Origin of the sequence: Thalassospira sp. HF15, assembly GCF_011806525.1 — a bacterium.
GTDB lineage: Bacteria > Pseudomonadota > Alphaproteobacteria > Rhodospirillales > Thalassospiraceae > Thalassospira.
Genome location: NZ_JAAVKI010000002.1, coordinates 105,661 through 129,341 on the forward strand (window position 1 = coordinate 105,661; position 23,681 = coordinate 129,341).

The window sequence follows — 23,681 nt, forward strand, 5'->3', positions numbered from 1 at the left end:
ATATGTCTGCGAACGTTTATCCCGTACCTGGCGACATCGCAAAGGGCGCCCTGATCGACAAGTCCAAATACGACGCCATGTACAAACAGTCGGTCGAGGATCCGGAAGGCTTCTGGGGCGAACATGGCAAACGCATTGACTGGATCAAACCTTACAGCACCGTCAAGAACGTCAGCTACGATGCCAAGGACCTCTACATCAAGTGGTACGAAGACGGCACGCTGAACGTTGCGGCCAACTGCCTTGACCGTCACCTTGAAAAGCGCGGCGATCAGACCGCCATCATTTTCGAGGGCGATGATCCCAACGTCTCCGAACACATCACCTACCGCGATCTCTACGAGCGCACCTGCCGTTTCGCCAATGCGCTGAAATCGATGGGCGTTGCCAAGGGTGATCGCGTTGTCATTTATCTGCCGATGATCCCCGAAGCCGCTGTTGCCATGCTGGCATGTGCGCGTATCGGTGCGATCCACTCCATCGTCTTTGGCGGCTTCTCGCCCGAAGCACTGGCCGGCCGTGTCGAGGATTGTGGTGCGAAAGTCGTCATCACCTCGGACGAAGGTCTGCGTGGCGGCCGTTCGGTGCCGCTGAAACGCAATGCGGATGAAGCCCTGTCTCATCCGGGCGTCAAGTCGGTCGAAAAGATGGTCGTCGTCAAGCATACCGGCAAGGACGTTGCCTGGAACGATGCGCGCGACGTCTGGTATCACGAAGTCTGCGAAGCAGCATCCACCGACTGCCCGCCGACCGAAGTCAACGCCGAAGACCCGCTGTTCGTTCTTTACACCTCGGGCTCGACCGGTAAGCCGAAGGGTGTTCTGCACACCTCGGGTGGCTATCTCGTTTACGCCTCGATGACCCATGAATATGTCTTCGACTATCATGAAGGCGACATTTACTGGTGCACGGCCGATGTCGGCTGGGTCACCGGCCACAGCTATATCGTTTATGGCCCGCTGGCCAATGGTGCGACGACCCTGATGTTTGAAGGTGTGCCGAGCTACCCGGACGCATCGCGCTTCTGGCAGGTCTGCGAAAAGCACAAGGTCAACATCTTCTACACCGCACCGACCGCGATCCGTGCCCTGATGCGCGAAGGCGAAAGCTTCGTGAACAAGGCCGATCTGTCATCCCTTCGCATCCTTGGTTCGGTCGGCGAGCCGATCAACCCGGAAGCCTGGGAATGGTATTACGAGCATGTCGGCAAACGGAACTGTCCGATTGTTGATACCTGGTGGCAGACCGAAACCGGCGGCATCCTGATTTCACCGCTGCCGGGCGCGACCGACCTTAAACCGGGTTCGGCAACCCTGCCGTTCTTTGGTGTTCAGCCGGCCCTTCTTGACAACGAAGGCAAGGAACTCTCGGGTCCGACCGACGGCAACCTTGTGATCAAGGACAGCTGGCCGGGTCAGATGCGTACGGTTTATGGCGACCATGAACGCTTCATCCAGACCTACTTCAGCACGTTTGCCAACGTCTACACCACCGGTGACGGTGCCCGTCGTGACGAAGATGGCTACTACTGGATTACCGGTCGTGTCGATGACGTGATCAACGTATCGGGTCACCGTATGGGCACCGCCGAAGTCGAAAGCGCACTGGTTGCCCATGCCAAGGTGGCCGAGGCTGCCGTGGTTGGCGTCCCGCACGACATCAAGGGTCAGGGCATCTATGCCTATGTGACGCTCAATGCCGGTGAAGAACCGACCGAAGAGCTTCGCATGGAACTGGTCAAATGGGTCCGTAAGGAAATCGGCCCGATTGCAAGCCCGGACTTCCTGCAATGGTCGCCGGGTCTGCCGAAAACCCGTTCGGGCAAAATCATGCGCCGTATCCTGCGCAAGATTGCTGCCAACGAATATGATCAGCTTGGCGACACCTCGACCCTGGCCGATCCGGGCGTTGTCGATGATCTGATCGACAACCGCCAAAATCGCTAAAACAGAATCGCCAAGAGCGACTGTTGAACGACCCAATTCCGGCGGCTTCGCGTCGCCGGGATACCCTTACAGGGAAAGGCTCCTGCTTTGCAGGGGCCTTTCTTGTTTGCCGGCTGTAATGCGGATCGCTTCCGGGGCTCGACGTAAAGTCGTATCAACGCAATAATCACCAAACCAAAAAGCCACCCCAAAAGACCCTTCAGCGGAGGACACCACCGTGACACGCCCCACCCACAAAATCGCAGTCATCGCCGGCGACGGCATCGGGACAGAGGTCATGCCAGAAGGCATTCGCGTGCTTAAGGCCGCAGCAGAGGTTTTTGACCTCAACCTGACCTTCAACGAGTTCGAATTCGGTTCGTGCGACTACTATCAAAAGCACGGCCAGATGATGCCCGATGACTGGCGCGAACAGATCGAACCCCACGATGCGATCTTCTTTGGCGCCGTTGGCTGGCCCGATACCGTGCCCGACCACATTTCGCTGTGGGGATCACTGATCATGTTCCGGCGCGACTTTGACCAATATGTCAATTTGCGCCCGGCCAAACTGATGCCTGGTGTGCCCTCACCCCTTGCGGGTCGCAAACCGGGTGATATCGATTTCTATGTCGTGCGCGAAAATACCGAAGGGGAATATTCCTCGGTCGGGGGCAAAATGTATCCCGGCACGGATCGCGAAATCGTCATTCAGGAAACCGTCATGTCGCGGACCGGCATTGACCGCATCCTGAAATACGCGTTCGAGCTGGCCCAGAAACGCCCGCGCAAACATGTGACCTCGGCGACCAAATCGAACGGCATTTCGATCACCATGCCCTATTGGGATGAACGTGTGATCGAAATGGCAAAAAACTATCCCGACGTCACCTGGGACAAATATCATATCGATATTCTGACCGCCCAGTTCGTCATGAACCCTGATCGCTTTGACGTCGTCGTGGCCTCGAACCTGTTTGGCGATATCCTGTCTGACCTTGGCCCGGCCTGTACCGGCACAATCGGCATCGCGCCATCGGGCAACATCAACCCGGAACGCAAATTCCCGTCCCTGTTTGAGCCGGTGCACGGTTCTGCCCCCGATATCGCGGGCAAGGGAATTGCCAACCCCATCGGTCAAATCTGGTCAGGCGCGATGATGCTTGATCATTTGGGCCACACCGATGCCCATGACGCCATCATGCGCGCGATTGAAGCCGTCCTGCTCGATGAAAACCTGCGCACCGCCGACCTCGGCGGCAAGGCCGACACCGTCACCTGCGGCACGGCGATCGCCAAGGCGCTTCGCGACAACGCCTGATTTCGCGTCGATCAAAAATCCGGCCACATAGATGCCTGATCCCGTTAAAGCAGGGATCAGGCATTTGTCGCTTGACCCATACAAAGGATCACAACCGAAACACACTTATTTGAATTCGCCGGACCAATTTTTTGCATTACTGAGTAATTGAACACTCATTCCAAAAATTGGTCAGGAGGGTCAGGTGTCGTTCCTTGCATCTATATCTTTGCGTCGCGTCATCCCGACCACAATCGCCATTTTGGCAATCATCGCTGCGGCGGCCACCGCCCTTTCGAGTTATCTGATTGCGCGCGATGCCCTGAATATGGGTGCCACCGAAAAACTTTCCGCCGTTGTCAGTGCCCGTCAAAGCGAGCTTGATGGTTATTTCCGATCCATCGAACAGGATCTGGTTTTACAATCGTCCAGCCCCGCCTTGCGCCAGTCGATCACCATCTTTGATTTCGCCTGGTCTGATCTGGGCAGCAATGCGATGGCCACATTGCAACATCTCTATATTGATCAGAATCCTCATAGTGCCGCCGAACGTGACATGCTTGATCAGGCACCGGACGGGTCGACCTATTCAGACATTCACAAACAATATCATCCCTGGCTGCGACAGTTGCGCCGCGAACGATCCTACGGCGATATCTATCTGATCGGCGCACAGGGAAGTGTCCTGTACAGTGTCTCCAAGACCGACGACTTTTCCGTCGATTTATCCAAGGACACCTATGCCCGATCCGGTCTGGGAAAGGTCTTTGCCACCGCCCGTGATGCAAAACCCGGCACCGTCAGTTTCGTCGATTTCACCCACTATGACCTTGCAGACGGCAAACCTTCGGCCTTTATGGCCGCGCCGGTTTACGATGAAGCCGGATCGAACCTGATCGGGGTCATGGCGGTGCGTATCACGGTTGATCGGATCAACAGCACATTGCAAGCTGCCCAGGGTCTTGGCGAAACCGGCGACACCTATCTGGTGGGTAAAGACGGCTTGATGCGTAATGACACCCGCCTGATGACCGAACCAACCAGCCTCTCGCGTGAAATCAAGGCAACCCCCGTCAACCTCGCACTTGCGGGTCAGACCGGCACAATGACGGTTGATGATTTCGACGGGGCAGAGGTGGTTTCGGCATATACCCCGCTTGAAATTCTCGGATCCCGGCTGGCCCTTCTTGCGACAGTTTCTGCCGATGAAGTGTTCGCACCGACGATCAATATGCGCAACGCATCCTTGCTGATCCTTGTCATTGTTGCCGCCATCGCCACCATTGTTGGCTGGTTGCTTGGACGTGGCATCACAGGGCCACTTACCCACGCGGTCTGCATGATGGAAAAACTCGCGGCCGGCCAGCTTGATGCGGACATCCCGGACACAAAGGGCAACAATGCCATCGCCAAAATCATGCAGGCCTTGGGCAACTTCAAGCAAAGCTTGCTGGAAAATGATCGCCTGACCCGTCAGCGCGAAGAGGAAAACCGCGAAAAACTTGCCCGCGCCAACGCGGTCGCCGATGCGGTCGACACCTTCCGCACCCGCGCAGATAATGTGGTCCAGGCGATTTGCCACGCGTCTGAATCGATGGGCAATACCGCCAATGTCATGTCAGACGCTGTATCCGATACCACCCGTCTTGCAAGCGGTGTCGTGACAATTGTCGAACGTGCCGCTGACAACATCAATTCCGTTGCCAGTGCAGCAACCCAGCTTTCGTCCTCGGTCAAGGAAATCGGCGATCACGTTCATACATCAAGCACAATTGCCCAAGGGGCTGTGACACGGACAGAACATAGCAACCGACTGGTGCAAAGCCTGTCGGAAAGCACAGTCAAAATCGGCGAAGTCATCACGCTGATCAGTGACATTGCATCCCAGACCAATCTGCTTGCGCTTAATGCCACCATCGAGGCCGCGCGGGCGGGCGAAGCCGGCAAAGGCTTTGCTGTGGTTGCCAACGAAGTCAAAAACCTTGCCGCCCAAACCAGCCGTGCGACTGGCGAAATCAGCGAACAGATCCTAGAAATTCAGGAAGCAACCCGGGAATCCGTTACCGCCATGCGCGATATTTCCGAAGTCATTGACGAAATCAACACGATCTCCAATACGGTTGCCCGGGCCGTAACCCAGCAGGACGAGGCCACCAACAACATTGCGATGCGCGCCCGCGACACCGCACAGGGCACGCGCGACGTCCTCGATAGCATCAATGGCGTTCAAAGTGCCGCCTGCAAAAGTGAAAACGCGACCGACGATGTGACCAATGCGGCAAATGAACTCTCGGTGCAGGCAGAAAATCTGCGCAACGAGATCGACCAGTTCCTCGCAGCCATACAGACCGACGACCGCGCCGCCGGATAACCGTATGCGCAAAAGTTATGTGGCCTCCGCCAGACTGCACCTGCCGGGACTTCCGTTCCCGGCAGTTTTTTTGCCCGCGCGTCCATGACCAAAAAGCCCCGGCACATCCGTGTCACGGTTGTGCCGATCTTTAAATTGGTATAGGTACAGCCTGCTGCGATGCAGCAACGAACAGGATGGTCTTGGGGAGACCTGTCGCTGAATTTCCGGCTGACGGGATCAAGTTGACCACCTGATGACATTTCAGCCCGGGGGACAACCCATTGCAAAGTCGGGTGCAAAGTCGGGCTTGACCGAGACGGAGACTTTCTGTGAATAGCGATTTTTTGCCGCGTTTGCGGGCTGAATGGCTTGGCAACATTCGCGCCGATGTGCTTTCGGGCCTTGTCGTTGCGCTGGCCCTGATCCCAGAGGCCATTGCCTTTTCCATCATTGCGGGTGTTGATCCGAAGGTCGGGCTTTATGCCTCCTTCTCGATTGCCGTGATCACCGCCATCTTTGGCGGCCGTCCGGGCATGATTTCGGCCGCCACCGCCGCCACCGCGGTTCTGATGGGATCGCTTGTGCGTGAACACGGGCTGGATTATCTGCTCGCCGCTACCGTGCTGGCCGGCGTCCTTCAGATGCTGGCAGGTGCGCTGCGTCTTGGCTCATTGATGCGCTTTGTTTCCAAATCGGTGATGACCGGGTTTGTCAACGCGCTGGCCATTCTGATCTTCATGGCCCAGCTGCCCGAACTGACCAATGTCAGCTATATGACCTATGTGATGGTCGCAGGCGGCCTTGCCATCATCTATCTGTTCCCGCGCATCACCAAGGTTATCCCGTCTCCGCTGATTTGCATCGTCGTTCTGACCGGTCTGTCGCTGTTTATTGATGCCGATCTGCGCACGGTGGGCGATATGGGCGCGCTGCCCGATGCCTTCCCGGCGATCTATTTCCCGGATGTACCGCTCAACCTTGATACCTTCCTGATCATCCTGCCCTACTCGGCAGCGGTTGCGGCTGTGGGTCTTCTTGAAAGTCTGATGACGGCCCAGATCGTTGATGATCTGACCGATACCAGTTCGAACCGTACGCGCGAATGCTATGGTCAGGGGATCGCCAACTTCTTTACCGGCTTCATTGGCGGTATGGCCGGTTGCGCGATGATCGGCCAGTCGGTGATCAACGTGAAATCGGGCGGTCGTTGCCGTCTGTCGACCTTCCTGGCCGGGATTTTCCTTCTGATCCTGATTGTCGTGCTGGGCGATCTGGTGGCGATCATTCCGATGGCCGCCCTTGTTGCCATCATGATCATGGTCTCCATCGGCACATTCAGCTGGTCGTCGATCAAGGACCTCAAGGACCATCCGCGCAGCTCATCGATTGTCATGCTGGCGACCGTGATCACGGTGGTTGGCTCGCACAATCTCGCAATCGGCGTTCTGGTCGGTGTGTTGCTGTCGGGCATTTTCTTTGCCTGGAAGATCGCGCAGATTTTCCGCGTTACCAGCACGCTGTCTGAGGACAGCACGCATCGTACCTATGAAGTGCGCGGCCAGATCTTCTTTGCCTCGGTCGAAGATTTCACCAAGGCCTTTGATTTCCGCGAAGCACTCGACAAGGTCACGATTGATGTCAGCCACGCACATATATGGGACATTTCAAGTGTTGCAGCCCTTGATATGGTCGTGCTCAAATTCCGCCGTGAAGGGGCCGAGGTTGAATTGATCGGTCTCAATGAAGCCAGCGAGACAATCGTCGATAAACTGGCCATCCACGATAAGCCCGGCGCGCTTGAACGCCTGATGGGCCACTAGGAACAGGGGAACGATCCATGACACATCTGATCGCACTGATTGACGGATCAGGCTATTCGCAAAGTGTATGCGACCTGACCCGCTGGGTGGCAGAGCGTACCGAGGCCTCGGTCGAACTGCTCCATGTTCTGGGGCGGCGCAACACCGATTCCGAACCGGCAGATCTGAGCGGCAATCTCAAACTCGGTGCCCGTTCGGCCCTGCTCAAGGAACTGGCTGATCTCGACGAGCAGAAAAACAAGCTCGAACTCAAACGCGGTCGTCTTCTGCTTGAAGAAGCCAAAACCGGCCTGACCGACAAGGGCCTTGAAACCGTCACCACCAAGCTGCGCCATGGCGATCTGATCGAAACCATTGCCGAGTTCGAAGGCGATGCCGATCTGATCCTTGTCGGCAAACGCGGGGAAGCCGCCGACTTTGCCAAGCTGCATCTTGGTTCGAACCTTGAACGTGTGGTCCGTGCGGCCAAAAAACCGATCCTTGTCGCATCGCGCGCGTTCAAACCGATCAACAAGTTCCTGATTGCCTTTGATGGCGGCGAAAGTGCGATGAAGGCGGTGCGCCATATCGCACAGGGCAAGCTGTTTACCGGCCTGCCCTGCACGCTGCTGTCGGTTGGAAAGCCGACCAGCTCGCTGCAGGAAAAACTTGATGAAGCCGCCACCATCCTGCGCAAGGCAGGCTACGAGGTTGATGCCGGTATCGTTCCGGGCGAACCCGAAGAGGTCATCAAGGACAAGATCGAAGCGGAAAACATCGATATTCTGGTCATGGGCGCCTACGGCCATTCGCGCATCCGCAACCTGATCATCGGCAGCACCACCACCGAAATGGTGCGGTCCTGCCATGTGCCGGTGATGATGTTCCGCTAAAACGTATCCTGATCATGGATCAAATACCAAGCCCCGGCCATCGGCCGGGGCTTTTTTATGCCTTAGAGCAGTTTCCGTTTAGATCGAAGCGTTTTGTTCGTGTTTGGCGAATTGTTTGGCAAGGCACAGCGCGCAAGGGCGATGCGGAGCATCGTTCAAGCGGTGTAACGCCGCAAAACATCGCCAAACCGAACCCTTCGGGCCGGGACATTCTTCTGCCCCGCAGCGTCAAGGATCTTGAACGTAGCACCGCTACGCTCGGTGATCCTTTCCTTGCAGGACAGAAGAATGCCTCCAGCGAAACGGTTCGATCTAAACGGAAACTGCTCTAAACGTCCTTGATCGCGATCTAGGACGCCAAACGACACCTGACCGGTAAAGCTCATCGCATGATTTGATTTGTACAAAGGACCCAAACATGCTGCGTTTTGCCCCAACCAATTTTGCCCTGACGGCTTTTGCCATTCTGGCCGTTCTTGTCATTTCCTTCCCGTCACATGCATCGCAGAACACCCCTGCCGCTGGCTTCCGAGAACTCACCATCGCCGCCAATGACAACGACCGCGCCTTGGCCGGTGCGATCTGGTATCCGACGGCGGATACAAACCCGCCAACACGCATCGGCGAAAACCCGATCTTTTTCGGTCAGATCGTGCAGCCTGATGCCAGCATTCAGGACGGACGCCATCCATTGGTTGTGATGTCGCACGGCTTTGGTGGCAACTGGCGCAATCAGGGATGGCTTGCCGTGGCCCTTGCCCGGGCGGGCTATGTGGTTGCCGCCATCAATCACCCCGGCACCACCAGCCGCGATCTCACCGCCGAAGTCGGATCGGCATTATGGCTCCGTCCACGCGATATCAGCCACCTGATCACATCGCTTACCGATGACCCGGCATGGTCGCCCCATCTGGACGCGGCCAACATCACGGTGATTGGTCATTCGCTGGGCGGGTGGACAGCGCTTGAGCTTGCCGGTGCGCGCCTCGACATGGACCGCATGGATCGCGAATGCAAACAGCATCCAGAACTCGCCGCCTGTGATGGCATCACGGAACTTGAAGTGGGTCGCGTGCCTGCGGAACGCGCAAAGCTTGCCAACGACCTTAAGGACAACCGCATTCGTGCTGCGATCTCGCTTGATCTTGGGCTTGCCCGTGGGTTCACCCCGGAAAGTCTGGCTGCCATCAACATCCCGGTTCTGGTCATTGCCGCCGGTGCGCCCAATCCGAAAATCCCCATGGAACTTGAATCGGGCTATTTGATCGAATTCATGCGGCGCGACTTGACCCAATATCATGACCTGCCCGGTGCCGCGCATTTCAGCTTCCTGCCCCAATGCAAACCAAATGCCGCGATACTGCTTGAAAACGAGGTTCCCGGCGATGGCATCATTTGCCTCGACGGCGATGATGCAACGGATCGATCAGACCTGCATCAACAGACCATCACCCTTATTCTCGACTTCCTGCGTTCTGTGAAAACAGCTTCCTGATCGGACCAAACGGCTGATCTGATTGCCGCTCATCGGGATGTGGGTCCGCGGTGCGATATGCCCGTGGCCCCATACCGGTGACGCGCAAAAATTCGCGGTTAAAGTTCGATTTGGTCTGAAAACCACATTCGAACATGATTTCGGTTACCGGCTTTTCCGTTTTTCGCAGCAGGCTTTGCGCCTCGGCAATCCGGTATTCATTGACCACCTGTGACACATTGCGGCCAAACCGGCGGTTAATTGCCCCGGAAATCTGCCGTGCCGGGATCACCGCACGGCGTGCCAGCCGATCCAATGTCAGATCAGGGTCGCGATATAAATGCTGTCCGATCACGACATCATCAATGGCGGCAAGGATCGCATCATCCTCCCCGATATCCTGATCTGCCTGACGATCATGATCTTGTGCCGGTGCTGTCCCGGTGCCGTCCGAGGTTACAGACTGCGGGCTTAACCGCCCCAACCGCGTCATCAGGATCGCCAGCACGACCAGAACAACCAATTGGCCGTACCCGACAATGGCGGCTGCGTGCGTGCCCTGGGTGTTGCGAAAATCAAGGGCAATCAACCCGTCGACCAAGGCCGAAAAGATCAGCGCCCCGCCAACCACGGCAACAATGCCCCGAACCGATCCGACATCGCCCAGCCGTGCCTGCGCAAAATGGTCTTCGCCGCGGCTGGCCAGAACCATCAACGCAATACCATATCCGGAAAATTGCACCGAAATCAGGAAATCGACCGGAATATGCCATCTACTCCAGGTCACACTGGCGATAAAAATGATTAAAACCGGAATAATATGCATCCACGTCCATCTGGATCGTAATTTTTCCTGCGCTCCGAGTGCGGCAAAGCACATCCAGGCAATCGGCGGCAGCATCGCGGCACATAGCGGCCGCAAGAACCGGAAAACCATCAGGTCAAACTGCCAGCGCAACCCGACCATCACCACCAGCGCCAAACTGGCCGCCACAAAGATCCGCAGGCTCCGACCGATTTGCCCGCCCGGTCCGCGCAGGATCAACCGCACCAGCAAAATCGCCAGCAACAAGGCAACAACAAACGGCAACGGGATTTCAAACATAAGGCTCGGCACAATCTGGAAACTGGCACAGGTAACCTTATGTTTGTCCCGCGTGTCGCCGAGGCAGGCAACAAAAAAAGACTGCGACGATCTATCTCCCGTCGCAGTCTTTGGATCTTAAAGTATGTTGCGAAACCGATCAGTGCAGCAGGAAACGTCCCAGATTATTGTTGATCTGGCGTTCCAGTTCGCGATCCAGATCCATCAGAAGGGCTGTGGTTTCGTCGTAAATCGCCTGTTCGCGCTCTGCCACTGACATGGATTCCGGAAGGGTGCGCGACCGTTCGGCCATCGCACTTACTTCACCCTTTTGCACGCCATTGGCATCCAGCAATTCAAGCTTTGCGGCCACCTTCAGATCAATCTTGTCGGACTGATCATCGGTAAACACACCCTTGATGCCCTTAGTGGTTTTAAGTGCGTTCGAGGTCACTGAGGCTTCGGTCACGCTATAACGCAGCATATCACTGGTGCCGGCGGTCTGGATGCGGTCATCGGGCCAGTTCATTGCCATGCGGCCAAGATTGAACGGCAAGGATGACTGGATCGATCCTTCGGCGTTATCCGACCAGGCCGCAAGTTTTTCAATCGGACCGGCAGCAAAGACAATCGGATCAAGATGGCGCCATGTCACATCGGGATAGGTCGCGACCGGGCCACTCGTACAGGCTGTCATCAGCGCAAGTGCCGCCCCGGCAACGACGGCCCGCAGGCCCTTGATGGACAAAACCGTCATGTCTTCGATCTCCTTTGCTTATAAAAAAACAACGCCACCACGGCGGATAAGTGCCATGGTGACGTTGCTTTAGGATTAAGGCAAGGCTGTGACGATGCGGGTCACAGCAATGCGCCTTGCCGCTATCAGATTTTCGGCGACCCTTCTTCGGGCGCGTCAGCCTTAAGCTGGCGCAAATCAGCCTCGTTAAAGCCGTATCGCGTGTTGCAGAACTGGCACGACACGCCGACCTCGCCGGTATCGTCCTCGCGCATCGACAGAAGCTCCTCCAGCGGATAGGTCACAAGCGCACCCTCGATCTTCTCGCGCGAGCAACGGCATTTGAACCGAAGCTCGGTCTGATCAAACACGCGCGGTTCCTCGTCATGGAACAAACGCCAGATCAGGTCATGGGCCGAAAGCGAAATATCAACAAGCTCGGTCTCGGTTGCACTGGCCATCAGGATGGTCGAACGGTTCCAGTCCTCGGCAACCTTTTCGGCCTCTTCCGGGGTGGCGGCATCGCCTGATGCGCTGACCGGCATCTTTTGCAGGAACAAGCCACCAACCCACCAGTCATCTGCGGTCTCGCCGCGATGGACTTCGATCTTGAACGATGTTTCAAGCTGTTCGGACTGACGGAAATAAGCCTCGGCACATTGCGCGAGCGTCTCGCCCTCAAGCGACACAATCCCCTGATAGCGATCATGCTCGTCACCCTGATCGACCGTAAAGGCGATATGCCCCCGCCCCATCAGTTTCAGAACCTGACCACGAAGGGCATCTTCGCCGCCTTCTTCCTCGGCAATCATGGTATTGAGGCGCTCTTCATCCACGCGCAAGCAGGCACGCACATTGCCATCGCTGTCGACATCAACCACCAGCATGCTGATCGGCCCGTCGGACGACGTCTGAAGGGTAAACAGGCCTTCATATTTCAGCGACGATGACAACAGCACCGCAAGGCCGATGATCTCGCCCAGCAAGTGATTGGCAAGCGGCGGATAGGTGTGCTGCCCGATGATGGTCTGCACCGTCGGGCCCAGGCGCGTGAAGCGGCCACGGATATTGGAATGATCCAGCGTGAAGGGCTGGCAAAAATCGACAGCAATCTGCATGTTCGCTTTCCGGTATTTCAAAGGTTGGGGGCCGTATAACAACACCGACCCCGCATTGTCGAGGCGATTCAAACCATCACCCGACCGCATGGCAAAAGGGGCAGCCAAAGCCGCCCCTTACGAATGCACAAAACCTTATTTAATCACAAGGTTCAGGATGGCAAGCCATTCAGGCAATAAAGCAGAACGCCCTTTTGCGCATGCAGGCGGTTTTCCGCCTCGTCAAACACAACCGACTGCGGCCCGTCAATCACCGCGTCGGTGACTTCCTCGTTCCGGTGGGCCGGCAGGCAATGCATGAAGATCGCATCATCCTTGGCCTGTGCCATGGTTTTTTCGTTGATCTGATAGGGCGAAAGCGCCGCCATGCGGGCGTCGTAATCTTCATCGCCCATCGAGACCCAGCAATCGGTCACCACCACATCGGCACCGGCCAACGCGCTGTCCATATCGGTCAGACGCACGTTGCCGCCTTCGGCATTGGCGGTTTCAATCAGACCCTGATTGGGGCGATAGCCAACCGGGCAGGCCATATCCAGCGCAAAGCCGAATTTCGGCGATGCATGAATGAACGAGGCCGAGACGTTATTGCCATCCCCAACCCAGGCAAACTTAAGGCCTTCAAGCTTGCCCTTGTGTTCCTTGATGGTCATCAGATCGGCCATGATCTGGCACGGGTGGCTCTGATCGGTAAGCCCATTGATCACCGGCACGGTGGCATATTCCGCCAGTTCGTGCAGTTTGGATTCATCGGTGGTCCGGATCATGATCGCATCGACAAAGCGTGACAGAACGCGCGCCGTATCGGCAATGGTTTCCCCACGGCCAAGCTGACTGCTGTCGGCATCAAGGGTCACCACGTCACCGCCAAGTTGGCGCATGCCGACTTCAAATGACACCCGCGTACGGGTCGATGGTTTTTCAAAAATCAGCGCCAGCGTCTTGCCCGCAAGCGGCTTGGCACCAAACGGCGCGTTCCCGGCCTTTTCAGAGTCGCCAAGGGCGAGAATGTCTTGAAGGTCGCTTGCCGACATTTTGTCGAGATCGAGAAAATGGCGAATATCAGTCATCATAAATCTTCCTTACGCGCCCTTATTTGCAGGTTACTTGCAAAGGGCTGCTGCGGCTGCATCAATGGCAACCAGCGCTTCGTCAACATGGGCTTTGGTGATGTTCAGTGGCGGTATGATACGCACCACATTGTCGCCGGCCGGCACCGTCAAAAGATTGTGCTCACGCAGCTTGGCAACAACATCAACATTGGCCGGTTTGGTTTTCATCCCCAACAGCAGGCCCATGCCACGTACTTCTTCGATAAAGCCCGGGTGCTTGCGTTCAATCACCTCAAGGCCATCCTGGATCAGGCGGCTCATTTCCAGAACATGATCCATGAAACCGGGTTTCAGGACCTCGTCCAGCACCGCATTGGCCGCCGCTGTCGCCAGCTGGTTACCGCCAAATGTCGTGCCATGCATGCCCGGCGTAAAGGCAGCTGCTGCCTTTTCATTGGCCAGCAACGCCCCGATCGGGAAGCCCCCGCCAAGCCCCTTGGCCGAGGAAATGATATCAGGCTCCATATCCGACCACTGATAGGCAAACAGCTTGCCTGTCCGGCCAATGCCCGTCTGGACCTCGTCGAACATCACCAGCATGCCGAATTCATCGGCCGCCTTGCGCACCCCTTCAAGATACCCTTCCGGCGGACGGCAAATGCCACCTTCCCCCTGAATCGGCTCAAGGATGATCCCGCCGGTATTGGGCGTGATCGCATTGCGCAATTCATTAAGGTTGCCAAACGCCACCCGGTCAAAGCCATCAGGCATCGGACCGAAACCTTCGCGGTATTTCTCGCTATAGCCTGCGGTCAGGGTGCCAAGCGTTCTGCCATGAAACGCATTGGTCGCCACCAGAATACGGTTCTTTTCCGGATTGCCCGACACATGCTGATAACGCCGCAGCATCTTGATGCCGGCCTCATTGGCCTCGGCACCCGAGTTACAGAAAAACACCGCATCGGCAAAGCTGTTGGCAACCAGCCGCTTGGCCAGCTTTTCCTGACCGGGCATCTGATACAGGTTCGACGTATGCCAAAGCTTGCCAACCTGCTCGGTCAGTTTTTCAACCAGATGCGGGTGCGAATGCCCCAGCGTATTGACGGCAATGCCCGACCCGAAATCAAGGAATCGTCGGCCGTCCTGCGCATAGAGATAAGGTCCTTCACCTTTCTCAAAGGCCAGATCGGCCCGCGCGTAGGTCGGCATGACGGGAGTAATCACTTCTTTATTCCTTATTTCGGGTAAAAATCAAATTCCTGACCAATTGGTCAGGGTCCAGCAGAATACCGGGAAGCCGAGGAGTATCAAGAGATTCATACCCCCTGTCAACGCCGCAAAAGCACGTACGTTCCGGATTCTAAAATGGTCATCAAAATGAAAAAGGACGGCATCCATATCAGGATACCGTCCTTTTTGGTTTGGCTATCGGGTCCGGGACTATGCCTTAAGCTTGTAACCCGTTTTGATCATGCGATAGCACAGCAGCCAAAGTGCTGCATTGACCGCCGCAAGGACGACGACCCCGGTCATGATCGTGCCATCCGAAATCCCGGTAAAGCCATAGCGGAACCCGTCAATCATGTAGAAGAACGGGTTGAAATGCACCAGAACCTGGCCGGCTTCCGGCAGGCTTTCCGCACTGTAAAACGTGCCTGACAGGAAGGATAACGGGGTGACGACAAAGTTGGTCACAACCGCGATATGGTCAAACTTCTCCGCCCAGACGCCACCAGCAATCCCCAAAAGGGCCAGCATCAGCGATGCCGAAATGCCGAAATACAGGATCGCCCAGATATTATGGATGCCGACCTCGACAAAGAAGGACATGAAAACGGCGGTCACCAGACCAACCATCATTCCGCGCGTCACCGCGCCAAAGGCAAAACCGGCAACCATTTCACCAGCCGACAGTGGCGGCATCAAAACATCGACAATATTGCCCTGTACCTTGGCAATCGTGATCGAGCTTGATGAGTTGGCAAACGCGTTTTGCACCATGGTCATCATCACAAGACCCGGTGCAAGGAAGGTGGCAAACGAAATGCCGTTAACCGTTTCAACCGCACGCCCAAGGGCGAGTAAGAAAACAGCCAGAAACAGCAGGCTGGTGACAACGGGTGCTGCAACGGTTTGCAGATACACATTCAGGAACCGACGGACTTCTTTGGCATAAAGTGTCCAAAGTCCAAGCCAGTTCACAGCCCCCATATGACGCGGGGCAAGAGCACGTTGCTCTGACTCGTTCATGGAATTTCCTTCGGAAAAATGCAGACAATTGCGCGTAAAATAGGGAGAGTAGGGGCATCCTTGCAAGGGTGCGTATTCATTCATCACGGCTGATATGATCGATAAACAGCGTCAAAGCCCGGAAACAGTAGCATCTGGCGCGCAAAAAAAGCCCGGCGGCAATGCCCGTTTTGCCAGTGCCAAGGCCCAAAACGGCAAAAACGCCAAAACCCCGCGCGAACCCAAACGCCCGCGCAAGGTCACCCGTGACTATCTGATGAATTATGCCACCTGGTATCTTGAACGCTTTGCCGCCTCACGCGCCCGGCTAGAAAAACTGATGCGCGGCAAAATCCGCCTGTCTGTTGCCGAATATGGCACCGACCCGGACGAAGCTGTCGAATGGATGAATTCGGTTCTGTCTGCCTGCGAAAAGGCAGGCTTCATCAATGACGATGCCTATGCCAAGGGACGGGCGCGATCGTTGCTCCGCCGGGGCAAGGCCCTTCGTGTGATTGCCGCTGATCTGTCATCGCGCGGCATCGCAAGCGACCAGATTGATACCGCACTCAGCGAACTTCGCGCCGAGGCCGAAGACGCGGCCTTTGAGGAAGTGCGTGGCACCGATCCCAACATTGCCGCGGCGGCCGCCTATGCGCGGCGTCGCCGTCTTGGCCCGTGGCGAAGACCCGATATTCGCGAAGAAAAACGCGACAAGGATATGGCTGCCCTCGCCCGCCAGGGCTTTGGCTATGACACCGCAACCCGCATCATCAATAGCGAGATCGAGGAACTCGAGGACCTGCTGTCGATGATTGACGGGATTTGATTGCGCCCCCAAAGCCGGGTATCACTTAAGGCAATGACATCCTGACACTTATTGATCGGAGACCCCATCATGATGGTCCGCATCTACCACAATCCGCGCTGCTCGAAATCGCGCCAGACCCTGGCCCTGATCGAAGAACAGGGCATTACGCCCGATGTCATCGCCTATCTCGATACCCCGCCGACCCCGCAGGAACTTGGCGAAATTCTCGATATGCTCGGCATGAAACCCGAAGACATCCTGCGCAAGAAAGAAGCCCGCGAAGAAGGCATTGCCGATCTGCGCGGTGATGAACTGATCGAATCCCTGTGCGCCCATCCGCGCGCGCTTGAACGCCCGATTGTGGTCAATGGCAACAAGGCTGTTCTCGGTCGTCCACCGGAAAACGTTCTGGAAATTTTGTAACGCTGAGGCTTGGAGTGCCGCCGACATTTGGCGGAAGGTGGGGCGGCCCCACCTTCCAAGACTTTTAGAAGTTAAACGTCAACTGGCGAGGCCAGCGACGCGTATGTGCGCAAACATACTCGCGATGTCCGAAACGGAAACGCTCATAGGCTCGCACGAAAACACGGCTTTCTTGCATCAACAAATTCCTTATTGACGGAATTGAATTGAAATCGGCAAGAAAAAGTGCATAATTAATGGGCACTTAAGGCATGCACAATGCTTGCCGAAGGCTTGATACGGTATCCAATCTTGGGCTTCTGAACCAAAATGGATGCTAATGTTGAGCTTTTAAAACCAAAGGCATAACGGTCCTTGCCGACCTCCATATGTTAGCGGTTCAAGCGCCACGGAACGGCCGCCAAGCAGATTCCGTGGCGCAAATTCTCTAATCAAAACCATTACTTTTTGCTCTTTTGGCAGTTAGGTACTGAACCAACTTCCAAATTGCGTCTTTGACATCAGCGTCCAAGTCATCTTCAGTCATTAGATCAACCAACTGATGTTCCAACGGCTTTGCTGGAGCAGGAGGTTGAATTGGCAACTCGTTCTCTGCTTTTAGATCGTTGCCATTGTTCTTTTTTCTCTGTTTGGAACTTTTTCTAGAAGACGACGAAGACGCAATTGGTTTGCGTGCCTTCAAATGCGAAGATAGCGGAACCTCCGCAAAGTTTGCTGCAGAGATGAAAAATGCAGCTGACTTATCTACTGTAGAGCCTTTAACGTCATATACTTCACGTAGGTGCTCATCGAACTGGCCGGCAGTGGCAGTTTCTAGATCAATTGAACTATCCCACAGCGATGAATAGCCAACTCGTAGAATATCCCTCAGTATTTGCTTTCGATCCTCGTCAGAGGCATTGACGAACTCGACAAATTGTTTTGAAGGGATTCCGTTTTCGTCGATCAAGTCCAACGATTTCAGCGCAGATATTGTGCTATAAATAACGCTTCCGGATGCGGCTCCGAAAACAGTCTTGTCTATCCTATTGGGAACACCATCTTCTCGCAACTTATTGGAAAAGTTGACGAAAGAAGAAAATGTGGCATACGGAGCAGACTTTGACACCTGAGAATCGCCCATAAATCACCATGATTGTTTTATGTGTGGCTCTGTCCTAAATACCAAATCGCCACACACAAATCAAATTGATTCGAAATTCGGCGAAATATCTTTTGCTTTCTCTGAAAAGTATTATGCCGAAATAAGTTTTGTGCCGCATCGGCACGGGCGTTTTTCATAATTAACAAAGGTAGAACGCCTCCAGACGTATTATGCCTTGCGCAGAAAAATACGCATGCACCTGTGGGGAGGTTGTTGATGATTGCTGCTTTTGCCCTGATTCTTGTTTGCCAGCTCTTTGGCGAAGTGGTTTCGGAACTGTTTGATCTGCCGGTACCCGGTCCGGTGATTGGACTGGTCTTGCTGTTTATCGGTCTTCTGATCAAACGCAAACCACCCAAGGTGCTGACCGATGCGGCCGATAATCTGCTGATCCATTTCTCGTTGCTGTTTGTCCCCGCCGGGGTCGGGGTCGTGACCCAGATGGATCGCCTCAAGGGTGATTGGCTGCCGATTACGGCCGCACTTGTCATCTCCACCCTGTTGACCATGGTTCTGACCGCGTTCTTGATGTCCAAACTGCTGCCCAAAGCCAAACCGGGCGAACGTCTGGAGGATGGGCAATGAACGAAACCGATATCACCCAGCTTTGGGTTTACCTGTCGGCCAAACCCCTCACAGGTCTCACCATTACCCTTGTCGCCTATGCCATCGGTTTCTGGCTGTATCAGAAAAGCGACCGCAACCCGATCTGCAATCCGGTGGTCATCGCCATTGCCCTGATTGCGATGCTGCTTAAAGTGACCGGTACACCCTATGCGACCTATTTCGAAGGGGCGCAGTTCGTCCACTTCCTGTTAGGTCCGGCAACCGTGGCACTGGCCGTGCCGCTATTTCGCCAGACCGAAACGCTTAAACGTGCGCTTCCCGTCATTGCCTTTGGGGTTCTGTTCGGGTCACTGGTCGCAAGTGCCAGCACCGTGATCCTTGCCTGGGCATTGGGGGCAAGTCCTGAAACGCTGGCATCTTTGGCCCCGAAATCGGTCACCACCCCGGTCGCCATGGGGATCGCCGAAAACATTGGTGGTGTCCCGGCCCTGACCGCTGTTTGCGTGATCGCCACCGGCATTGTCGGCGCGACCCTTGGTCCGATGGTGATGAATATGGCACGTCTTAAGGACTGGCGCGCACGCGGTTTCGCCATGGGTGTGGCATCGCATGGCATCGGAACGGCGCGCGCCTTTCAGGTCAATGAAACGGCTGGCGCCTTTTCGGGCCTTGCCATGGGCCTCAATACACTGGCCACCGCGCTGACCATTCCGTTTCTCTGGCACTGGATATTCGGATAAATCACCATCATCCTTGAAAGACTTCTTTAAAACCGGAATGCTTGCAACTGGCCAACTTTAAGAACCGCAACAACCGACACATGACGCAAGGAAACGGACATGAACATCAAGGTGTTTGGCGAACGCAACACCGGCACCAACGCCCTGATTTCGGTTATTCGCGGTAATTCCGGCTCTATCGTTTATCCAAGCGTTCTGGCCGAAATTTCCCCGGACGCGCGCAAGAACCTTGCGATAATGATGAAACTGGGCATTTCAAAAAAGGGGTCCGAACAGTTGATCGACGCGGCCTTCAAAGGCCGCCCGATTCTCGAGCAATGGAAACACGCTGCAACCTACTTTGACACAAGCACCATCACCGCTGATGCCCATTTCGTGTTCACGACGCGCCACCCGCTTTCATGGCTGATCGGCCTGTTCCAGAAGCCCTATCACATCCTGACACCCAAACCGGACAACCTGGTCGCTTTCGCCAAAATGGACTGGCAAACGGTGATTCGCGACAACCTAAACGGCAAAACCTTCAAGCCGCTTGATCTTTATGTCGAAAAACTCCGGTCTTACCAAGATCTGATGGGAAAGCTCGACGCACAAGGTATCGGCTATACGATCATCAAGTTCGAGGATTTTGTCACCGATCAGGAAGGTGTTTTCGAGCGACTGCGTCCGCACCTGAAAAATCCAGCCAAGAACTTTCAGGAACTGACCAAGTCGACCAAGGAAGCTGGCAAGGATTCCGCATATTACCGCAATTATTACGCCAAAGAAATTTGGCGTAAGGAATTCCCTGACATCGATAAGGTAGAGCTCCCCGCAGAAACCGAGCTGTTCAAGTTTTTTGGTTACGCCTGACGAAGCCCAATATGGAACTCAAACGAAAAGGGTGGGACACGTCCCACCCTTTTTTAGTTAACAACGCGAAAGCCTTGCGGTCGCGGAACCTGGTTGATCAGCCTGCGCGCAATTGCGACAGGAAGTCCGAGACGGTCTTTTGCAGACTGTCGATCTGCTTTGCCATGGCCCCAACATTCTCATCAAGCTCACTGGCAGCAGCCCCGCTTTTGGCTGCAGCTTCGTGAATCTCGTTGATGTTGGAGACGACCTCGTTTGATCCGGACGATGCGCTGGTCGCGCTGTTGGCAATTTCACTGACGGCAGAGTTCTGTTCGCTCACCGCTGATGAAATGCCCGTGGCAATCTCGTTGATCGACGAAATCGTATGCGTGACCTTCTCAATCGCCTCGACCGTGACCTTGGTTTCGTCCTGAATGCCGCCGATCTGCTGGGCAATCTCGTCGGTTGCCTTGGCGGTCTGGTTGGCAAGGTTTTTCACTTCTTGTGCAACAACCGCAAAGCCCTTGCCGGCTTCCCCGGCACGGGCCGCCTCGATCGTGGCATTAAGTGCCAGAAGGTTGGTCTGAGCAGCAATGTCATTGATCAGGCTGACAACCTCACCAATGCGCTCGGCTGCTTCGGCCAGTCCACCAACCATCTCGTTGGCCCGCGATGCTTCACCGACCGCAGTTTCTGCAATCGCCGTCGATTCACGGACCTGATCACCGATACCACTGATCGATGCCGAAAGCTCCTCGGTCGCAGCAGCCACCGTTTGAACGCTTTGCGCCGATTCATTGGCGGCCTCGGACACACGCTGGCTTTGGTTCAGCGAATGATTGGCAGATTCGCGCATCAACTCGGTCGATTTCTGCATACCGCTGGAAGACTGGCGCACGGACGCGACAATCTGGCCAATGGATTGTTCAAGTTCATGGGCCAGACGGTTACGCTGTTCCAAACGTGCCTCTTCGGAACGTTTTTCGGCGCCGCTTCGGGCAGCTTCGGCTTCTTCGATTTTCTCGGCCGTTTCGCGCCAACGCACAAGTCCGTTGGCGATCACGCCAATCTCGTCGGTGCGGTCGGTAAAGGAAACTTCCTCGGAAAAATCACGTTCGACAAACCGGGAAATGGTCTGACCCAGATCGCGAAGCGGGCCAAGCTGCCAGCGCAGCAGAAGTGTCAGCAAAACAGCCGATGCGATGGCAACGATGATACCAACAATGGCAATCCGGGTTTCGATCTCACCCGCAACTGCCGCGACCTCGGCCTTTTTGATCCCGACATAGAGAATGCCAAGCGTGTCGCCTGACGGCGATTTGATCGGCGAATATTGTGTCACATATTCCGTACCAAGAATAAGCGCCTCGCCGCGGAATGTGTTGCCCGACATGATCGGATCATAAGCGGCACTGCCCTTGCCCAGCATCGTACCCACCGCACGTTTACCGTCCGGCTTGATGATGTTGGTCGAAACGCGCACAAAGTCCTGTTCGGCCGGAACGTAGGCAAACACCGTTGCGGTCTGGCCGGTCGCAGCCCCAATCGAGTCGATCAGTTCATGTGATGACAGGTCGGGAATTTCGGGAATGACAAGATCAGTGGTTTCACCATCTTCACTGATCTTCATCGAAAATTCGGGGTAATTATCCTGAAAAATGGTGGCTGCAACACGCAGGTTCAATTTTTGTGATTCAAGGCTGTCACTTGCCACCTTGTCATCGATGCGCTGCATGATCAGCAAGCCCAGAAGCGCGATGCCTGCAATCAGGATCGCAACGGCGGCCAGGGCCACCTTAAAAATGAGACTCTTCGACATTCTCTCTCCCTTCGAATGGCGCGCCATATTCATCGTCTGAGCACATCAGACAACGTTGATTGATCAAGAGTTCAGTGTTCGAACAGGTATCCATTATATTGTATTAAATACCATAGGTTAAACTTCGGTATACAGCTAAACCTTGAATCACAATGACTTAAACGCGAATAACCCGATCTCCTCGCCATTTGCAGGACGTCGGAAACCGGGTTTTACCGATACCATCGGACAAAGTTCTGTGCTCGAAGATTGAACTGAAGAGCGGTTCAATAGACCGTGAGAGAAAAGTGATGCGCCAATCTGCAACCCGATGACATCACGCAAATCCCATTCACAGGAACCTTACCCAGCCGGGATGCCAGCAGGGCGCACAAGGCGCATGCCATCGCGGATATTGCGACCGATCAAATAGATGTTGATCGCCCCGGCCAAAAGCTCGATCCCCTGAACAACCGCAAACACGACGTCAAAACGCCCGTGCTGGGCCATTACGGCAAGCGATATGGCGCATGGCATCAAACACAAAACACCGTTGCCTGCGATGATTTTTATCCGGCGCAGCTTTACGCCAAGCAAGCCTGCCTTCTTGCCACCTGACAACCGAAAACCGGATGCCCCCGTTGCCATCAGGCACGGGATCAAAGCCAACAGGCCATAGGCAATCGCGGTCTTGACCAGGAGAATCTCTGCGACATTACCGCGGAGCTCAACAATCACGGTCGAAACCCAGAAAGTCGTGATCAGCAACAGGGCAATGCCACCGGCAATGCGGTGCAGGATCGATAAGGGGCGATACGTATGTGTGGACATCGGAATCTCTCTTTGATGATCAATGATTGCGATGTGGCGCCACACGTATTTAAATAGCATACTATGTATTACATAGCAAGCTATGTATCTACCCGAAGCACTGGAGACCCGATGTCCCTGACCCGCCATAGATCTGCTGGCTATATGACCAACTGGGCGGCCCGCCTGTTTGCCCGCATGATTGACCGCAAACTCAAACCCCTGGGTCTGAGCAGCGGTAATTTACCGGTGTTTTTTGCCCTCGCCGATGGTGGTTCGCGCACTCAAAAGGAACTCGCCCTTGGTGCTGGCATTGAACAACCCACCATGGCCGCGACCCTGAACCGCATGGATCGTGATGGATTGATTGTCCGCGAAAAAGACAGCAATGACCGCCGGATCACTCATATCCGCTTAAGCAAGGCGGCGCTTGCCCGCGCCGACGAGATCAAAACCATCGTTGATCAGGTCAACGAAACCGCATTGTCGGATTTAAACAGTCTGGAACGCCGCGTCTTCATGGAAGCCCTCGGCAAGGTCACCGCAACCCTGTCACAGGCAGACGATCCGTCTGAACCATAACAAGTCCAA

22 protein-coding genes are annotated in these 23,681 nt (G+C 55.3%); 13 read left to right on the forward strand and 9 right to left on the reverse strand.

Translation table 11 applies throughout. The annotated features are described in order from the left end of the window. The first annotated feature begins 2 nt into the window (after window positions 1-2). The 7 genes from acs to HED22_RS04050 all read left to right on the forward strand — a co-directional run bounded on the left by acs (window position 3) and on the right by HED22_RS04050 (window position 9,765). Complete coding sequence (acs, locus tag HED22_RS04020; RefSeq protein ID WP_167719334.1) at window positions 3-1,946, forward strand: acetate--CoA ligase; 1,944 nt, start codon at window positions 3-5, stop codon at window positions 1,944-1,946. A 217-nt stretch (window positions 1,947-2,163) separates the two neighbouring features. Then, the gene (locus HED22_RS04025) at window positions 2,164-3,246 is read left to right on the forward strand and encodes a tartrate dehydrogenase (RefSeq protein WP_167719337.1); all 1,083 of its coding nucleotides are present in this window, start codon (window positions 2,164-2,166) and stop codon (window positions 3,244-3,246) included. A 184-nt stretch (window positions 3,247-3,430) separates the two neighbouring features. Continuing rightward, the gene (locus HED22_RS04030) at window positions 3,431-5,596 is read left to right on the forward strand and encodes a methyl-accepting chemotaxis protein (protein WP_167719341.1); all 2,166 of its coding nucleotides are present in this window, start codon (window positions 3,431-3,433) and stop codon (window positions 5,594-5,596) included. A gap of 311 nt (window positions 5,597-5,907) precedes the next feature. Further along, on the forward strand, window positions 5,908-7,398 hold the full coding sequence (locus tag HED22_RS04035) for a SulP family inorganic anion transporter (protein WP_167719344.1): 1,491 nt from the start codon (window positions 5,908-5,910) through the stop codon (window positions 7,396-7,398). Window positions 7,399-7,415: 17 nt separating this feature from the next. After that, on the forward strand, window positions 7,416-8,270 hold the full coding sequence (locus tag HED22_RS04040) for a universal stress protein (RefSeq protein ID WP_167719347.1): 855 nt from the start codon (window positions 7,416-7,418) through the stop codon (window positions 8,268-8,270). A 14-nt stretch (window positions 8,271-8,284) separates the two neighbouring features. Next, window positions 8,285-8,602, forward strand: a complete 318-nt coding sequence (locus tag HED22_RS04045; RefSeq protein WP_167719351.1) for a hypothetical protein — start codon at window positions 8,285-8,287, stop codon at window positions 8,600-8,602. A gap of 86 nt (window positions 8,603-8,688) precedes the next feature. Then, window positions 8,689-9,765, forward strand: coding sequence for an alpha/beta fold hydrolase (locus HED22_RS04050; protein WP_167719354.1), 1,077 nt, complete (start codon window positions 8,689-8,691; stop codon window positions 9,763-9,765). On the opposite strand, the gene HED22_RS19630 is transcribed toward HED22_RS04050, so the two are convergent. The 6 genes from HED22_RS19630 to HED22_RS04080 all read right to left on the reverse strand — a co-directional run bounded on the left by HED22_RS19630 (window position 9,725) and on the right by HED22_RS04080 (window position 15,984). Beyond that, window positions 9,725-10,849 carry an AraC family transcriptional regulator gene (locus HED22_RS19630; RefSeq protein ID WP_167719357.1) on the reverse strand — a complete coding sequence of 375 codons (1,125 nt, stop codon included), beginning with the start codon at window positions 10,847-10,849 and terminating at the stop codon, window positions 9,725-9,727. The two genes, HED22_RS04050 and HED22_RS19630, sit on opposite strands and share 41 nt — an antisense overlap. 139 nt (window positions 10,850-10,988) lie before the next feature. Beyond that, a complete protein-coding gene (locus HED22_RS04060) occupies window positions 10,989-11,585 on the reverse strand; it encodes a hypothetical protein (protein ID WP_167719360.1) in 597 nt (198 codons plus the stop codon). A gap of 125 nt (window positions 11,586-11,710) precedes the next feature. Then, the gene (locus HED22_RS04065; RefSeq protein WP_167719362.1) at window positions 11,711-12,682 is read right to left on the reverse strand and encodes an Hsp33 family molecular chaperone HslO; all 972 of its coding nucleotides are present in this window, start codon (window positions 12,680-12,682) and stop codon (window positions 11,711-11,713) included. 152 nt (window positions 12,683-12,834) lie between these two features. Beyond that, a complete protein-coding gene (argF, locus tag HED22_RS04070) occupies window positions 12,835-13,752 on the reverse strand; it encodes an ornithine carbamoyltransferase (protein ID WP_167719365.1) in 918 nt (305 codons plus the stop codon). 33 nt (window positions 13,753-13,785) lie between these two features. Then, the gene (locus tag HED22_RS04075; protein WP_167720359.1) at window positions 13,786-14,943 is read right to left on the reverse strand and encodes an aspartate aminotransferase family protein; all 1,158 of its coding nucleotides are present in this window, start codon (window positions 14,941-14,943) and stop codon (window positions 13,786-13,788) included. A gap of 231 nt (window positions 14,944-15,174) precedes the next feature. Beyond that, complete coding sequence (locus HED22_RS04080) at window positions 15,175-15,984, reverse strand: ABC transporter permease (protein ID WP_167719369.1); 810 nt, start codon at window positions 15,982-15,984, stop codon at window positions 15,175-15,177. Window positions 15,985-16,078: 94 nt separating this feature from the next. Between HED22_RS04080 and HED22_RS04085 the strand changes: the two genes are divergently transcribed. Both HED22_RS04085 and arsC read left to right on the forward strand, forming a co-directional pair. After that, a complete protein-coding gene (locus HED22_RS04085) occupies window positions 16,079-16,792 on the forward strand; it encodes a regulatory protein RecX (RefSeq protein WP_167719372.1) in 714 nt (237 codons plus the stop codon). A gap of 69 nt (window positions 16,793-16,861) precedes the next feature. Next, a complete protein-coding gene (gene arsC, locus HED22_RS04090) occupies window positions 16,862-17,197 on the forward strand; it encodes an arsenate reductase (glutaredoxin) (protein WP_167719375.1) in 336 nt (111 codons plus the stop codon). 427 nt (window positions 17,198-17,624) lie between these two features. Here the strand turns inward: arsC and HED22_RS04095 are convergent, their stop codons facing one another. Next, a complete protein-coding gene (locus tag HED22_RS04095; RefSeq protein WP_167719378.1) occupies window positions 17,625-18,305 on the reverse strand; it encodes a DUF5343 domain-containing protein in 681 nt (226 codons plus the stop codon). Window positions 18,306-18,557: 252 nt separating this feature from the next. Between HED22_RS04095 and HED22_RS04100 the strand changes: the two genes are divergently transcribed. The 3 genes from HED22_RS04100 to HED22_RS04110 all read left to right on the forward strand — a co-directional run bounded on the left by HED22_RS04100 (window position 18,558) and on the right by HED22_RS04110 (window position 20,500). Next, window positions 18,558-18,926, forward strand: a complete 369-nt coding sequence (locus tag HED22_RS04100; protein WP_167719379.1) for a CidA/LrgA family protein — start codon at window positions 18,558-18,560, stop codon at window positions 18,924-18,926. After that, a complete protein-coding gene (locus HED22_RS04105; RefSeq protein WP_044830159.1) occupies window positions 18,923-19,648 on the forward strand; it encodes an LrgB family protein in 726 nt (241 codons plus the stop codon). Before HED22_RS04100 ends, HED22_RS04105 begins: the two co-directional genes overlap by 4 nt. 99 nt (window positions 19,649-19,747) lie before the next feature. Further along, the gene (locus HED22_RS04110; protein ID WP_167719382.1) at window positions 19,748-20,500 is read left to right on the forward strand and encodes a hypothetical protein; all 753 of its coding nucleotides are present in this window, start codon (window positions 19,748-19,750) and stop codon (window positions 20,498-20,500) included. A 97-nt stretch (window positions 20,501-20,597) separates the two neighbouring features. Here the strand turns inward: HED22_RS04110 and HED22_RS04115 are convergent, their stop codons facing one another. Next, on the reverse strand, window positions 20,598-22,301 hold the full coding sequence (locus HED22_RS04115; RefSeq protein ID WP_167719385.1) for a methyl-accepting chemotaxis protein: 1,704 nt from the start codon (window positions 22,299-22,301) through the stop codon (window positions 20,598-20,600). 342 nt (window positions 22,302-22,643) lie between these two features. Continuing rightward, window positions 22,644-23,111 carry a hypothetical protein gene (locus tag HED22_RS04120; RefSeq protein WP_167719389.1) on the reverse strand — a complete coding sequence of 156 codons (468 nt, stop codon included), beginning with the start codon at window positions 23,109-23,111 and terminating at the stop codon, window positions 22,644-22,646. A 111-nt stretch (window positions 23,112-23,222) separates the two neighbouring features. Here HED22_RS04120 and HED22_RS04125 point away from each other — a divergent pair, with 111 nt between their 5' ends. After that, the gene (locus tag HED22_RS04125) at window positions 23,223-23,672 is read left to right on the forward strand and encodes a MarR family winged helix-turn-helix transcriptional regulator (RefSeq protein WP_254869751.1); all 450 of its coding nucleotides are present in this window, start codon (window positions 23,223-23,225) and stop codon (window positions 23,670-23,672) included. The last annotated feature ends 9 nt before the right edge of the window (window positions 23,673-23,681 follow it).

Excerpts from the sequence above, each read along its gene's own strand:
- acs (WP_167719334.1), top strand. The coding sequence starts at position 3 with ATGTCTGCGAACGTTTATCCCGTACCTGGCGACATCGCAAAGGGCGCC.
- HED22_RS04040 (WP_167719347.1), top strand. The coding sequence starts at position 7,416 with ATGACACATCTGATCGCACTGATTGACGGATCAGGCTATTCGCAAAGT.
- HED22_RS04045 (WP_167719351.1), top strand. The coding sequence starts at position 8,285 with ATGGATCAAATACCAAGCCCCGGCCATCGGCCGGGGCTTTTTTATGCC.
- HED22_RS04050 (WP_167719354.1), top strand. The coding sequence starts at position 8,689 with ATGCTGCGTTTTGCCCCAACCAATTTTGCCCTGACGGCTTTTGCCATT.
- HED22_RS19630 (WP_167719357.1), bottom strand. The coding sequence starts at position 10,849 with ATGTTTGAAATCCCGTTGCCGTTTGTTGTTGCCTTGTTGCTGGCGATT.
- HED22_RS04060 (WP_167719360.1), bottom strand. The coding sequence starts at position 11,585 with ATGACGGTTTTGTCCATCAAGGGCCTGCGGGCCGTCGTTGCCGGGGCG.
- HED22_RS04065 (WP_167719362.1), bottom strand. The coding sequence starts at position 12,682 with ATGCAGATTGCTGTCGATTTTTGCCAGCCCTTCACGCTGGATCATTCC.
- argF (WP_167719365.1), bottom strand. The coding sequence starts at position 13,752 with ATGACTGATATTCGCCATTTTCTCGATCTCGACAAAATGTCGGCAAGC.
- HED22_RS04075 (WP_167720359.1), bottom strand. The coding sequence starts at position 14,943 with ATGCCGACCTACGCGCGGGCCGATCTGGCCTTTGAGAAAGGTGAAGGA.
- HED22_RS04080 (WP_167719369.1), bottom strand. The coding sequence starts at position 15,984 with ATGAACGAGTCAGAGCAACGTGCTCTTGCCCCGCGTCATATGGGGGCT.
- HED22_RS04085 (WP_167719372.1), top strand. The coding sequence starts at position 16,079 with ATGATCGATAAACAGCGTCAAAGCCCGGAAACAGTAGCATCTGGCGCG.
- arsC (WP_167719375.1), top strand. The coding sequence starts at position 16,862 with ATGATGGTCCGCATCTACCACAATCCGCGCTGCTCGAAATCGCGCCAG.
- HED22_RS04100 (WP_167719379.1), top strand. The coding sequence starts at position 18,558 with ATGATTGCTGCTTTTGCCCTGATTCTTGTTTGCCAGCTCTTTGGCGAA.
- HED22_RS04105 (WP_044830159.1), top strand. The coding sequence starts at position 18,923 with ATGAACGAAACCGATATCACCCAGCTTTGGGTTTACCTGTCGGCCAAA.
- HED22_RS04110 (WP_167719382.1), top strand. The coding sequence starts at position 19,748 with ATGAACATCAAGGTGTTTGGCGAACGCAACACCGGCACCAACGCCCTG.
- HED22_RS04115 (WP_167719385.1), bottom strand. The coding sequence starts at position 22,301 with ATGTCGAAGAGTCTCATTTTTAAGGTGGCCCTGGCCGCCGTTGCGATC.
- HED22_RS04120 (WP_167719389.1), bottom strand. The coding sequence starts at position 23,111 with ATGTCCACACATACGTATCGCCCCTTATCGATCCTGCACCGCATTGCC.
- HED22_RS04125 (WP_254869751.1), top strand. The coding sequence starts at position 23,223 with ATGTCCCTGACCCGCCATAGATCTGCTGGCTATATGACCAACTGGGCG.